This window comes from Pseudomonas sp. MT92 (genome assembly GCF_058792515.1).
In genome coordinates, this window is the sequence record NZ_JBXAFA010000003.1 from 407,797 (window position 1) to 420,859 (window position 13,063).

At 60.1% G+C, this 13,063-nt stretch carries 9 protein-coding genes; 5 read left to right on the forward strand and 4 right to left on the reverse strand.

Annotated features, from left to right (window positions below):
- The first annotated feature begins 158 nt into the window (after positions 1-158).
- A complete protein-coding gene (locus tag AC1Q6D_RS07715) occupies positions 159-2,240 on the forward strand; it encodes a putative bifunctional diguanylate cyclase/phosphodiesterase (RefSeq protein ID WP_103406101.1) in 2,082 nt (693 codons plus the stop codon).
- A 119-nt stretch (positions 2,241-2,359) separates the two neighbouring features.
- The gene (locus AC1Q6D_RS07720; protein ID WP_103406100.1) at positions 2,360-3,106 is read left to right on the forward strand and encodes an SDR family oxidoreductase; all 747 of its coding nucleotides are present in this window, start codon (positions 2,360-2,362) and stop codon (positions 3,104-3,106) included.
- A 90-nt stretch (positions 3,107-3,196) separates the two neighbouring features.
- On the opposite strand, the gene mapR is transcribed toward AC1Q6D_RS07720, so the two are convergent.
- The 3 genes from mapR to AC1Q6D_RS07735 all read right to left on the reverse strand — a co-directional run bounded on the left by mapR (position 3,197) and on the right by AC1Q6D_RS07735 (position 6,548).
- The gene (gene mapR, locus AC1Q6D_RS07725; protein ID WP_103406099.1) at positions 3,197-4,606 is read right to left on the reverse strand and encodes a GntR family transcriptional regulator MpaR; all 1,410 of its coding nucleotides are present in this window, start codon (positions 4,604-4,606) and stop codon (positions 3,197-3,199) included.
- Positions 4,607-4,688: 82 nt separating this feature from the next.
- On the reverse strand, positions 4,689-6,119 hold the full coding sequence (gene ccoG, locus AC1Q6D_RS07730; protein WP_103406098.1) for a cytochrome c oxidase accessory protein CcoG: 1,431 nt from the start codon (positions 6,117-6,119) through the stop codon (positions 4,689-4,691).
- Positions 6,120-6,314: 195 nt separating this feature from the next.
- Positions 6,315-6,548 carry a DUF3203 family protein gene (locus tag AC1Q6D_RS07735; RefSeq protein WP_103406097.1) on the reverse strand — a complete coding sequence of 78 codons (234 nt, stop codon included), beginning with the start codon at positions 6,546-6,548 and terminating at the stop codon, positions 6,315-6,317.
- Between the two features lie 120 nt (positions 6,549-6,668).
- Between AC1Q6D_RS07735 and AC1Q6D_RS07740 the strand changes: the two genes are divergently transcribed.
- Positions 6,669-7,172, forward strand: a complete 504-nt coding sequence (locus tag AC1Q6D_RS07740) for an MgtC/SapB family protein (protein WP_103406096.1) — start codon at positions 6,669-6,671, stop codon at positions 7,170-7,172.
- A 126-nt stretch (positions 7,173-7,298) separates the two neighbouring features.
- On the opposite strand, the gene AC1Q6D_RS07745 is transcribed toward AC1Q6D_RS07740, so the two are convergent.
- Positions 7,299-7,463: a hypothetical protein gene (locus AC1Q6D_RS07745; protein ID WP_178083158.1), complete on the reverse strand. Its 165-nt coding sequence runs from the start codon at positions 7,461-7,463 to the stop codon at positions 7,299-7,301.
- A 185-nt stretch (positions 7,464-7,648) separates the two neighbouring features.
- On the opposite strand from AC1Q6D_RS07745, the gene AC1Q6D_RS07750 reads away from it, so the two are divergent.
- Positions 7,649-9,646: an alpha-1,4-glucan--maltose-1-phosphate maltosyltransferase gene (locus AC1Q6D_RS07750; RefSeq protein WP_103406095.1), complete on the forward strand. Its 1,998-nt coding sequence runs from the start codon at positions 7,649-7,651 to the stop codon at positions 9,644-9,646.
- 75 nt (positions 9,647-9,721) lie between these two features.
- The gene (treS, locus tag AC1Q6D_RS07755; protein ID WP_103406094.1) at positions 9,722-13,063 is read left to right on the forward strand and encodes a maltose alpha-D-glucosyltransferase; all 3,342 of its coding nucleotides are present in this window, start codon (positions 9,722-9,724) and stop codon (positions 13,061-13,063) included.

The following is a 13,063-nucleotide window of genomic DNA, read 5'->3' on the forward strand; positions in this document are numbered from 1 at the left end:
CCTGTAGGCACAGGTGGAGAGAGGTCGAACAAGCGTTTCATCGACTTGCTGGCCTTTTGCTAATTTTGTGAGTGCGTTCTCAATTGGAATCAGTACAATCGCCGGATTTGCCCTGCCGAGAATGAATTCCATTACGGAGGGTGTTGGCGAGAAGTCTCATGCTTATCGGCAGTTATTCCCCCACCCTGGTTATCATCTCCCTTTGTGTCGCGATTCTCGCTTCGTACACGGCCCTCGACTTGAGCGGACGCATTGCCACGGCCAAGGGACGGGCCGTGCATTTATGGACGGCGGGTGGTGCTTTTGCCATGGGCATTGGCGTGTGGTCGATGCATTTCATCGGCATGCTCGCGTTCAAATTGCCCATCGACCTGGGCTACGACCTCACCTTGACGCTGTTGTCGCTGTTGATCGGCATCCTGTCTTGCGGCTTTGCGCTGTGGCTGGTCAGTCAGCCGCAACTGCCGGCCTGGCAATTGGCTTTCGGCGCAGTGGCGATGGGGACCGGCATCAGTGCCATGCATTACACCGGCATGGCGGCCATGCGCATGCAGCCTGGTATCGATTACGACCCGACGCTGTTCAGCGCATCGCTGCTGATCGCGGCGGGCGCCTCCGGTGCGGCGCTATGGATCGCATTCCGCCTGCGCCAGCACGCGCCGTATGTGCGCCTGATCCGTGGCGGTGCGGCAGTCATCATGGGGATTGCCATCGTTGGCATGCATTACACCGGCATGGCGGCTGCGCGTTTCGCGGATGGCAGCTTTTGCGGCGCTGCCGTCAATGGCTTGAATGGCAAAGGCCTGGACAACCTCGTCCTGATCACCACCCTGGCGGTGTTGAGCATTGCCTTGCTGACATCGATCCTCGATGCGCGGCTGGAGGCCCGCACCGCTGGCCTTGCCCAGTCGCTGACCGAAGCCAACCGCGAACTTACCCAACTGGCCCTGCACGACACCCTGACGGGCTTGCCGAATCGGGTCCTGCTGGCCGATCGCATCGAGCAGGCGATGTCCAGGGTGGACGCCGAGGGCGGTTGTTTTGCGTTGATGTTCATCGATCTGGACGGCTTCAAACCGGTCAATGATGCCTTTGGTCATCATATGGGTGACCTGTTGTTGCGCGAGGTCAGCCTGCGTTTGCGTGAAGAACTGCGTAGTCAGGACACCCTGGCGCGAATCGGCGGCGATGAGTTCGTGCTGCTGGTGCAACTGGGTGAGCAGATCGATGCCATGGGCCTGGCGGCGCGCCAGGTCGGATTGATCGCCCGTTCGTTCCGGGTCGCCGAACATGACGTGCAGATCTCTGCCAGCATCGGCATTGCGCTCTATCCGGGCAATGGCCAGACCGTCCATGAGTTGCTGATGAATGCCGATGCGGCGATGTATCACGCCAAGGGCGCAGGCAAAAACGGTTACAGCTTTTTCGATGCCTCGATGAACAGCAACGCGCGCAAGCAGCTGCAACTGCTGCAAGACCTGCGCAACGCGCTGGACCGGAACGAATTCAGCCTTCACTACCAGCCCAAGTTCGACGCCGGCACGGGTCGGCCGGTCGGTGCCGAGGCGTTGTTGCGCTGGCAGCACCCGACGCAAGGCATGTTGCTGCCGGACAAGTTCATCCAACTCGCCGAAAAGACCGGGCTGATCATTCCGATTGGCGACTGGGTGCTCAATGAAGCCTGCCGCCAGATGCGTGAGTGGTACGTGCTCGGCTACACCGACTGGCGCATTGCAGTGAACCTTTCTGCCATGCAGTTCTGCCATGTCGGCCTGGTACAGAGTGTCGCCAAGGCGCTGACCACGCACCAACTGCCGGCCAACAGCCTGACCCTGGAAATTACTGAAACCACGGCCATGAGCGATGCCGATGCGAGCATGACGGTGCTCCAGGCGCTGTCGGACATGGGCGTTGACCTGTCCATCGATGATTTCGGTACCGGCTATTCCAGCTTGATGTATCTCAAGCGTCTGCCGGCCAACGAACTGAAGATCGACCGCGGTTTTGTGCGGGATCTGGAGCGTGACAGCGACGACGCCGCCATCGTTTCCGCCATTGTCGCCCTGGGCCAGGCGCTGGGCTTGCGGATCGTCGCCGAAGGCGTGGAAACCGGGATGCAACAGGACTTCCTGACCCAACTCGGTTGCGACTCATTGCAGGGTTACCTGCTCGGGCATCCATTGCCGGCCGAGCGTTTCATCGTGGAAATTCACCGTTCGGAGCAATCGGCCGTCGTCTGATCGGTGGCGAGGGAACTCGTTCCCTCGCCATATCGAATGGCAACAGACCCATGCAAAAACCGAAGAGGACGGTTATCCTTCCCCCCGGTTCGCTTACGCTTGAAACGGGGAAAGCTTGTATGGACAAAGTCATTGTTATCACCGGCGGCAGTCGCGGCATCGGTGCCGCCACAGCCCTGTTGGCCGCCGAACAAGGGTACCGGATCTGCATCAACTATCAGTCTGATGAACAAGCGGCCCAGAGCGTGCTGGATAAAGTCCGCGCACTGGGCGCTGAAGCCATCGCCGTGCGTGCCGATGTCAGCATCGAAGATGAAGTGATCGCGTTGTTTCACCGGGTCGATACCGAGCTCGGCCGGGTCACCGCACTGGTGAACAACGCCGGCACCGTGGGACACAAGTCCCGTGTCGACGAAATGTCCGAATTCCGTATCCTCAGAACCCTCAAGACCAATGTGCTGGCACCCGTTCTGTGCGCCAAGCACGCGATTCTGCGCATGTCGCCCAAGCACGGCGGGCAGGGCGGCAGCATCGTCAATGTGTCTTCGGTCGCCGCCCGCCTGGGCGCGCCCAACGAATACGTCGACTACGCCGCGTCCAAGGGTGCACTCGACACCTTCACCATTGGCCTGTCCAAGGAAGTGGCCGGCGAAGGCATTCGTGTCAACGCCGTACGTCCCGGCTACATCTATACCGATTTCCATGCGCTGAGCGGCGATCCTGATCGGGTCAGCAAACTCGAGTCGGCGATACCCATGGCCCGGGGCGGGCGTCCGGACGAAGTGGCGGAGGCGATTGTCTGGTTGCTGTCGGACAAGGCGTCCTATGCAACCGGGACTTTCGTTGATTTGGGCGGTGGACGTTAGACCTCTGGATTGTCGCTCCCACAATTGACCGAGTCGCCCTGTGGGGGCGAGCCTGCTCGCGATAGCGTCCTTTCAAGCGACATCTGAACGTCAGAAGGACCTGACAATCCGGCCCAACGTCTCCATCGCCTTTTCCGCAGCCTCGTTCCACGGGCTCCCGTAATTCAATCGAATGCAATTCCTGAACCTTTGGGTCGGCGAGAATATAGGCCCCGGCGCAATGCTGATGCCCTGGGCCAACGCCATCTGAAACAACTTCAGCGAATCCATCTGCTCCGGCAATTCCAGCCATAAAAAGTAGCCGCCCGCCGGTTGGCTGACGCGAGTCTGTGCCGGGAAATAGCGGGCAATGGCTGCGAGCATCGCGCTTTGCTGTTCTTCCAGCGCGTACCGCAGTTTGCGCAGGTGCCGGTCATAGCCGCCGTGCTGCAGGTAGTCGGCGATGGCGGCCTGAGCCGGCATTGAGGCGCAAAGCGAGGTCATGAGCTTCAGGCGTTCGATTTTTTGCGCGTAGCGGCCGGCGGCCACCCAGCCAATGCGATAACCGGGAGCAAGGCTTTTGGCGAAGGAGCCGCAATGCATCACCAGGCCTTCGGTATCAAACGCCTTGGCCGGTTTCGGTGCCTGTTGACCGTAATACAACTCGGCGTAGACATCGTCTTCGATCAGCGATACTTGATGGCTACGCAGCAGCTCCACCAGTTCCTGTTTTTTCGCCTCGGGCATGGTGGCGCCCATGGGGTTCTGGAAACTGGTCATGCACCAGCACACCTTGATCGGGTGACGTTCCAGGGTTTGTGCGAGCACGCCGAGGTCGATGCCGTCGCGCGGATGCACCGGGATTTCCACGGCTTTGAGTTTCAGTCGTTCGAGAATCTGCAGGCAGGCATAGAACGCCGGGGCTTCGATGGCCACCAGGTCGCCGGGTTGGGTCACGGCTTGCAGGCACAGATTCAGTGCTTCCAGTGCGCCGTTGGTGATCAGCAGTTCTTCCATGGGCAGCATCAGCCCGCCGACCATGTAGCGCAGGGCGATTTGCCGACGCAACTGCGGGTTGCCCGGCGACATGTCGGTCACGACCATGCGCGGGTCCATCGCGCGACTGGCGCTGGCCAGCGACCGTGACAACCGTTGCAATGGAAACAGGGTCGGGCTGGGGAACGCCGAGCCGAAGGGCACGGTGTTTGGGTCCTTGATCGAATCGAGGACCGAGAACACCAGTTCGCTGACATCGACTTCGGTCGATTCGTTGACCTGGCTGCTGATCTCCGGCTCGGAAAACGGCCGCGGTGCATGGGCATTGACGAAATAGCCGGAGCGCGGCCGGGCGCGGATCAAGCCGCGGCGCTCAAGCAGGTAGTAGGCCTGGAACACCGTGGAGGGGCTGACGCCGTAGGTCTGGCTGGCGTAGCGTACCGATGGCACGCGCTGCCCGGGGCCGAGAACGCCGGAGCGGATCAGTTCAGCGATGTCATCGGCGAATTTTTCGTAGCGTTTCATCGGTATCCCGCGATGGAATCGAATCGAATGACTGTGGCCAGGGCGCTTGTTCCCTGACCACAAAGGTGTGCATCTTAAAGGCTCAACGGTTCATTGGCGCCACAAACCGGCTCTTGGCCACGCTGTAGATGCCGGGCTCGTCGCTGTCGACGATTTTGAAGCTGATGCTTTTCGAGCTGCTTTCCGGCCGTTCCGTCGTCATTGCCACCGACACCGGCACATCGACGATCTCGCCGGGCGCCAGGCTCAGTTCGGTTTTGCCCTGTAACTGGAAACCGTCGCCGTCGACCAGCGTCAGGTGGTAGTCCTGGCGCTGCTGGGTCTTGTTGATCACTTTCAGGCTGTAGATGTTTTCGATCTGCCCCTGACTGTTCTCGCGGAACAGGCCGCGGTCCTTGCTCACGTCCAGCGACACCATGGGTCGTTCGACCAAGGCCAGCACCAAAGCGCCGATCATCACCAACAGCACGGCGGTGTAGCCGATCAGCCGTGGCCGCAACAGGTGAGTCTTGCCACCTTGCAACTGATGCTCCGAGGTGTAGCTGATCAGCCCGCGAGCGTAGCCCATTTTGTCCATGATCGAATCACAGGCGTCGATGCAGGCGGCGCAGCCGATGCACTCCATCTGCAAGCCGTCGCGGATGTCGATGCCGGTTGGGCACACTTGCACGCACAGTTGGCAATCAATGCAATCTCCCAGCCCGACTTGCGCCGGTTTGACCTCACGCTTGCGCGGGCCACGGTTCTCGCCACGGGCGACGTCGTAGGAAATGGTCAGGGTGTCTTTGTCAAACATCACGCTCTGGAACCGCGCATAGGGGCACATGTGCATGCACACCGCCTCACGCAGCCAGCCGGCATTGATGTAGGTCGCACCCGTAAAGAACAGCACCCAGAACAGGCTGACACCACTCAGTTGCAAGGTCAGCAGTTCTTCGGCCAGCGGTCGGATCGGCGTGAAGTAGCCGACGAAGGTCAGTCCGGTCAGCAGGCTGATGGCCAGCCACAGCGTGTGCTTGGCCGAACGGCGCATCAGTTTGTTCAAGCCCCAGGGCGCGGCTTGCAGTTTGATGCGCTGGTTACGTTCGCCCTCGGTGATTTTCTCGCACCACATGAAGATCCAGGTCCAGGAGCTTTGCGGGCACGTATAGCCACACCAGACCCGGCCGGCGAACACGGTGATCGCGAACAGCCCGAACGCGGCAATGATCAGCAGGGCCGAGAGCAGGATGAAATCCTGGGGCCAGAACGTCGCGCCGAAGATGTGGAATTTGCTTTCGGACAGGTCCCAGAGCACCGCTTGGCGGCCACCCCAGTTCAACCACACGGTGCCGAAGAACAGCAGAAACAGAAAACCGGCACCGCTCATGCGCAGGGTGCGGAACAAACCGGTGAAGCTACGGGTATGGATCAGGTTGTCACTGGTCTTGACCTTCACCTTCGGGCGTGAAGGTTCATGGATTCTTACGGTCGGGGCGCTTTCTACGGTTCGGACGGGGATTCTCTCGCTCATGGTCTTTCGCTCATCAGCCTCCATCAGGCATGAGCACTATGAGCGGCCATCTGTTTGCATAACAGACTCAGGTATTGCAATAAAAACAGGATCAGATGAGTGCCGCGTGCTCCCCTGCGGCAAGTTGAAGCACCTTTCGCAACGGGACGCGGGCGGCTATATCAGGTGTTTGCGGCCGATGTTGATCCGGGTCAGTCAAATCACCGAATCACTGTCCGTCGCCTTCAGGTGTCGGCGACCGTCGACCGCGCCAGCGAGGGTCAATGCGTCGGCTTCAGCTTCGGTGATGTAAATGTGCTGGCCGTTGATGTCCACCGCAGACATGGCTTTTTCCGCGTCGGTGACAATGGTGACGTCGGTGCACAGACGAATTTCTTCGCCGTCTTCGGTGGTAAAGAAGCAAGTCTGGTTTTCGATGCGCACGGTCATGGAGATGTCCTTCTTTCAGCGGGATCTACAGTGTTAGGGCACGCCCGGCGGCCATCGTTCTGTGCAACCGATTAATGGTCGGCGCTGTCCACCCTCCATGACCTTTTCAAGGACCACGCCATGAACGCCTGGTGGCACGAAGTCTGGGTGACCCTGCAAGCCGAATTCGCTGACATCGCAGACGCCTCGCAATTGACACGCATCACCGTGCGCCTGCTGATCGCCGCGAGCCTGGGTGGCATTCTCGGCTTCGAGCGCGAGAGCAAGGGCAAGGCGGCCGGAGTGCGCACCCACATGCTGGTGGCGCTTGGCGCGGCGCTGTTCGTATTGGTGCCACAGATGTCCGGCTCCCAGGCCGATGCCATGAGCCGGGTCGTGCAGGGCGTCATCGCCGGCATCGGCTTCCTCGGCGCCGGCACCATCCTCAAAAACCAGGAAGGCGACGAAGGCCACGTCAAAGGCCTGACCACCGCCGCCGGCTTATGGATGACCGCCGCCATCGGCGTGTCCGCCGGGTTGGGCAGGGAGGCGACGGCGGTGTTCAGTACGGTGTTGGCGTTGGTGATTTTCAGTGTGGTGCCGAGAATCGTGAAGGTGCTCGAAAGGAAGAACGACCACCTGTAGGAGCGAGCCTGCTCGCGATGGTCGTTAACGATGACGCGGAAAACCAGACACTCAGCGGTGCTCGTTATTCCAATGCAATCGGGCTCGCTCCTACAGGTACAACGGTGAAAGATCGTCAGCCTATGGTCATTCCGGCGTAACTATCACCGGCGGCATGGTCTTAGGCGGTTCTTCCCGTGGTGGCGTGGTGTCGGGCGGATCCTGCTCGGGCACAGGTTGCGGGTCCGTCGGTGGGATCACCGGGTTGTCGATATTCGGATCGGGTGTTTGTCCGGGGAATGGATTGGTCATGGTCTAGCCTCCAGTGGCACATGGCGTGAGTCGTGCTTAAGTTGATTGACCGCCACACCACGGATTTGATTCCGGCCAATTGCCGATGAACTTTTCCGGGCGCCCGGCGCTCGGAACCTAAGTGAGTTCATTGGGATGACAACCAGACACAAGAGCGTCCATGGGGCGTAACGGAGAGATGCTCGATGACGACTGAAAAACCGACAGAACTGAGCTACAACCCGCACATGCCGCTGTCACAGGCGCTTTTACTGCCACGAATCGTGATTGAAGACACCATGCCGACCCTCGACGGTGGGCAGTTTGCCATCAAGGCCGTGGTGGGGCAGGACGTGGTGGTGACCAGTAAAGTGTTTGCCGACGGTCACGACAAGCTCGCGGTACGGGTGCGTTGGCGCGCCGAGGGCGATGAGGTCTGGCAGAGCGAAGTCATGACGGACCTGGGTAACAACGGCTGGCAGGGCCGCTTCCGCGTCGAAGACCAGGGGCGTTATGTGTTCTGCATCGAAGCCTGGATCGATCAATTCGCCAGTTTCCGCTACGAGCTGGAAAAAAAGCACATGGCCTCGGTCCCGGTCAGCCTGGAGTTGCAGGAAGGCCGCCATCAGGTTCAGCAAGCGGCCGAGCGCACCGAGGGGCAACTGAGCGAACAACTGACGGCGTTGCACCATCAATTGTCCGGGTTGCTCGAAACCGAGCAGGTCGCGTTGTTTCTGCACCACCGTAGCGCCGAGTTGATGGCCCAGGCCGATCACCGTGCTTACCTGAGTTTGAGCCCCGAGTATCCGGTTGATGTCGAGCGCGAACTGGCGCAGTTCGCCAGTTGGTATGAGTTGTTTCCACGCTCGATCACTGACGATCCAGCGCGCCACGGCACCTTCAACGACGTGCATTCGCGTTTGCCGATGATTCAGGACATGGGCTTCGACGTACTTTATTTCCCGCCGATTCATCCGATTGGTCGCAGCTACCGCAAAGGCCCGAACAATTCCCTGAGCGCCGGGCCGGACGACCCCGGCAGCCCTTACGCCATCGGTAGCGAAGAGGGCGGCCATGAGGCGATTCATTCGCAACTGGGCACCCGCGAAGACTTCCGTCGGCTGGTGGTGGCCGCGTCCGAATACGGGTTGGAAATCGCCCTCGACTTCGCCATTCAGTGCTCCCAGGACCATCCGTGGCTCAAACAGCATCCCGGCTGGTTCAACTGGCGGCCGGACGGCACGATCAAATACGCCGAGAACCCGCCGAAGAAATACCAGGACATCGTCAACGTCGACTTCTATGCCGCCGAGGCGATTCCCAGCTTGTGGATCGAGTTGCGCGACATTGTGGTGGGCTGGGTCGAGGAGGGCGTGAAGCTCTTTCGCGTCGACAACCCGCACACCAAGCCGTTGCCGTTCTGGCAGTGGCTGATCGCCGATGTGCGTGCGTTGTATCCCGAGGTGATTTTTCTCGCCGAGGCTTTTACCACCCCGGCGATGATGGCGCGGCTGGGCAAGGTTGGTTATTCCCAGAGCTACACCTACTTCACCTGGCGCAACACCAAGCAGGAGCTGGCGACCTATTTCACCGAGCTGAACGAATCGCCGTGGCGCGAATGCTACCGGCCGAACTTCTTCGTCAACACGCCGGACATCAATCCGGCGTACCTGCACGATTCCGGGCGCCCCGGGTTTCTGATTCGCGCGGCACTGGCGACCATGGGCTCAGGTTTGTGGGGCATGTATTCCGGGTTTGAGCTGTGTGAGTCGGCAGCGATTCCGGGCAAGGAGGAATACCTGGACTCCGAGAAGTACGAGATACGTCCGCGGGACTTCACCGCGCCGGGCAATATCATTGCCGAGATCGCCCAGCTCAATCGCATCCGCCGACAGAACCCGGCGCTGCACACGCATTTGGGCCTGAAGGTCTACAACGCCTGGAACGACAACATTCTGTATTTCGGCAAGCGCAGCGTCGATGGCAGCAATTTCATCCTGGTGGCCGTCAACCTCGACCCGCATCACCCGCAGGAGGCGAATTTCGAATTGCCGCTGTGGGAAATGGGCTTGCCCGACGATGCCACGACCCACGGGGAAGACTTGATGAACGGCCATCGCTGGACCTGGTACGGCAAGCACCAGTTCATGCGGATCGACCCGGCGCACCAGCCGTTCGGGATCTGGCGGATTACCGCGTCCTGAGTCCACCACAGGTCATAACCACACTGGAATGGGTGATCGGCTCAGAGGCTATTACGAATTCGACAGGAGTTTCCAATGGCGAAGAAACCCAAGGCAGCGACCTTCATCAAGGACCCGCTCTGGTACAAGGACGCAGTGATCTATCAGGTTCATGTCAAATCGTTTTTTGACTCCAACAATGACGGGATCGGCGATTTTCCCGGCCTGATCGCCAAGCTTGATTACATTGCCGACCTCGGCGTCAACACCATCTGGCTCTTGCCGTTCTACCCCTCGCCACGGCGCGACGATGGCTACGACATCGCCGAGTATCGCGGCGTCCACAGCGACTACGGCACCCTGGCGGACGCCAAGCGCTTTATCGCTGAGGCGCACAAACGCGGCTTGCGGGTGATCACCGAACTGGTCATCAACCACACTTCGGACCAGCACGCCTGGTTCCAGCGTGCCCGCAAGGCCAAGAAAGGTTCGGCGGCGCGGGATTTCTACGTGTGGTCCGATGACGATCAAAAGTACGACGGCACGCGCATCATCTTTCTTGACACCGAAAAGTCCAATTGGACCTGGGACCCGGTCGCCGGCCAGTATTTCTGGCACCGTTTCTATTCCCACCAGCCGGACCTGAACTTCGATAACCCGCAGGTCATGAAGGCAGTGTTGTCGGTGATGCGTTACTGGCTCGACATGGGCATCGACGGTCTGCGCCTGGACGCGATCCCGTACCTGATCGAGCGCGACGGCACCAACAACGAAAACCTGCCCGAGACCCACGACGTCCTCAAGCAGATCCGTGCGGAAATCGACGCCAATTACCCAGACCGCATGTTGCTGGCCGAGGCTAATCAATGGCCGGAAGACACGCAGTTGTATTTCGGCGACACAGACAAACAGGGCCTCAACGGCGACGAATGCCACATGGCCTTTCACTTTCCGCTGATGCCGCGCATGTACATGGCGCTGGCCCAGGAAGATCGCTTCCCGATCACCGACATTCTGCGCCAGACCCCGGAGATTCCCGCCAATTGCCAGTGGGCGATTTTCCTGCGCAATCACGATGAACTGACCCTGGAAATGGTCACCGACAAGGAACGCGATTACCTGTGGAACTACTACGCGGCCGACCGTCGGGCGCGGATCAACCTGGGGATTCGGCGTCGCCTGGCGCCGTTGATGGAGCGGGACCGACGCCGGGTGGAATTGCTCAACAGCCTGCTGCTGTCGATGCCTGGCACGCCGACGCTGTACTACGGCGATGAAATCGGCATGGGCGATAACATCTACCTCGGTGACCGCGACGGTGTGCGCACGCCGATGCAATGGTCGATCGACCGTAACGGAGGCTTTTCCCGCGCCGACCCGGCCAGCCTGGTGCTGCCGCCGATCATGGACCCGCAATACGGCTACCTCTCGGTCAACGTCGAAACCCAGGCCGGCGACCCGCATTCGCTGTTGAACTGGACCCGGCGCATGCTCGCGGTGCGCAAGCAATCGAAGGCGTTCGGGCGCGGCACGTTGAAAATGCTTTCGCCGAGCAACCGCAGGATTCTGGCCTACACCCGGGAATTCACCGGGGCGGACGGCAAGCACGAAATCATTCTGTGCGTGGCCAACGTGTCCCGCAGTGCGCAGGCCGCTGAGCTGGACTTGTCGGCCTACGTCGGCATGGTGCCGGTGGAGATGCTTGGCGGTAACGCGTTTCCGCCGATCGGACAGCTGAATTTTCTCCTGACCCTGGCCCCTTATGGCTTCTATTGGTTCGTCCTGGCGACGGAAAACCAGATGCCGAGCTGGCACGTGGAACCGGCCCAAAGCTTGCCGGACTTCACCACGCTGGTGCTGAAAAAACGCATGGAAGAACTGCTCGAAGCCCCGGCGCGACGTACGCTGGAGCAGGACATCTTGCCCAACTGGCTGCAAAACCGCCGCTGGTTCGCTGGCAAGGACGCGGCCATCGAGCAGGTCCATCTGGCCTATGGTGTGCGTTTTGGTGATGCCACGCACCCGGTGCTGTTGAGTGAAATCGAAGTCACCAGCGGTGGCCAGACCAGTCGTTACCAACTGCCGTTCGGCTTCATTGCCGAAGACCAGGTCGGGACGGCATTGCCGCAGCAATTGGCACTGTCACGGGTTCGACGTGGGCCGCAGGTCGGCTTGATCACCGATGCCTTCAGTCTCGAGAATTTCATCCGCACCGTGTTGCAGGGCATGCAGGACCACCTGGTGCTGCCTTCGGACGGTGGTGAGATCCGCTTCGAGCCGACCGCCGAGCTGGCCAGGCTGGGGCTGACGGCTGAATCGGAAGTGCGTTATCTGTCCGCCGAGCAATCGAACAGTTCAGTGGTGATCGGCAACAGCCTGGTGTTGAAGCTGATCCGCAAAGTCGCCTCCGGTGTGCACCCGGAACTGGAAATGAGCGCGTATTTGACTCAGGCCGGTTTCCGCAACATTTCACCGTTGCTGGGCTCGGTGGTGCGCCGGGATGCCAAGGGCGAGGACAACTTGCTGATGATTGCACAAGGCTACTTGAGCAATCAGGGCGACGCCTGGGAGTGGACGCAGAACAACCTGGAGCGGGCACTGCGCGACGAACTGGCGGACGCCATGTCCGAGCAGGAACAACACTACAACGCGCTCGGTGAATTGAAAGATTTCGCTGCCATGCTGGGGCAGCGCCTGGGGGAAATGCATCAGGTGCTGGCCGCGCCGAGTGACAATCCGGATTTCGCTCCGCACCTCACTACGCAAAAAGAGGCACTGGCGTCGACCAGGGATGTCGTGGCACAGATCGAGCATGCGCTGACGTTGCTCAAACAGCATCAAACGGAACTGACCCCGGCGGACAAAACCCTGGTCAGCCGTTTACTGGATAACAAAAAAGCCATCCTCAGTCATGTGCAGGAACTGGGCAAAAAATCCGCAGGCGGCCTGAAGATTCGCGTGCATGGCGACTTGCATCTGGGCCAGGTATTGGTGATCAAGGGTGATGCTTATTTGATCGACTTCGAAGGCGAACCGGCGCGACCGTTGCATGAACGTCGTGGCAAGCACAGTCCATACAAAGATGTGAGCGGCGTTTTGCGATCTTTCGACTACGCTGCGGCCATGGCCATCAACGTTCATAACGTTGATAACACTGCTGAAGCCCGCTCGGCTCGCCAACGGGTTTCCGATCGCTACTTGAGCGAAGCGCGGCAAGCATTTGTCGACGCTTATCGGCTGGCGGCAGCTAGTCTGGGTCATGCATGGCAAGATCCTGAAGGCGAGGACGCCGCGCTGGCGTTGTTCGGCCTGGAGAAGGCAGCGTACGAAGTGGCCTACGAGGCAGAGAACCGCCCCACATGGCTGTCCGTGCCGTTGCACGGTTTGTACGGGTTATTGAACGGGCTTAAACCCTTTTCCGATCTTGGTGGAGAGTAG

Bases quoted from the DNA above. Each gene is read 5' to 3' on its own strand.
- AC1Q6D_RS07715 (WP_103406101.1), top strand. From the start codon at position 159: ATGCTTATCGGCAGTTATTCCCCCACCCTGGTTATCATCTCCCTTTGT.
- AC1Q6D_RS07720 (WP_103406100.1), top strand. From the start codon at position 2,360: ATGGACAAAGTCATTGTTATCACCGGCGGCAGTCGCGGCATCGGTGCC.
- mapR (WP_103406099.1), bottom strand. From the start codon at position 4,606: ATGAAACGCTACGAAAAATTCGCCGATGACATCGCTGAACTGATCCGC.
- ccoG (WP_103406098.1), bottom strand. From the start codon at position 6,119: ATGAGCGAGAGAATCCCCGTCCGAACCGTAGAAAGCGCCCCGACCGTA.
- AC1Q6D_RS07735 (WP_103406097.1), bottom strand. From the start codon at position 6,548: ATGACCGTGCGCATCGAAAACCAGACTTGCTTCTTTACCACCGAAGAC.
- AC1Q6D_RS07740 (WP_103406096.1), top strand. From the start codon at position 6,669: ATGAACGCCTGGTGGCACGAAGTCTGGGTGACCCTGCAAGCCGAATTC.
- AC1Q6D_RS07745 (WP_178083158.1), bottom strand. From the start codon at position 7,463: ATGACCAATCCATTCCCCGGACAAACACCCGATCCGAATATCGACAAC.
- AC1Q6D_RS07750 (WP_103406095.1), top strand. From the start codon at position 7,649: ATGACGACTGAAAAACCGACAGAACTGAGCTACAACCCGCACATGCCG.
- treS (WP_103406094.1), top strand. From the start codon at position 9,722: ATGGCGAAGAAACCCAAGGCAGCGACCTTCATCAAGGACCCGCTCTGG.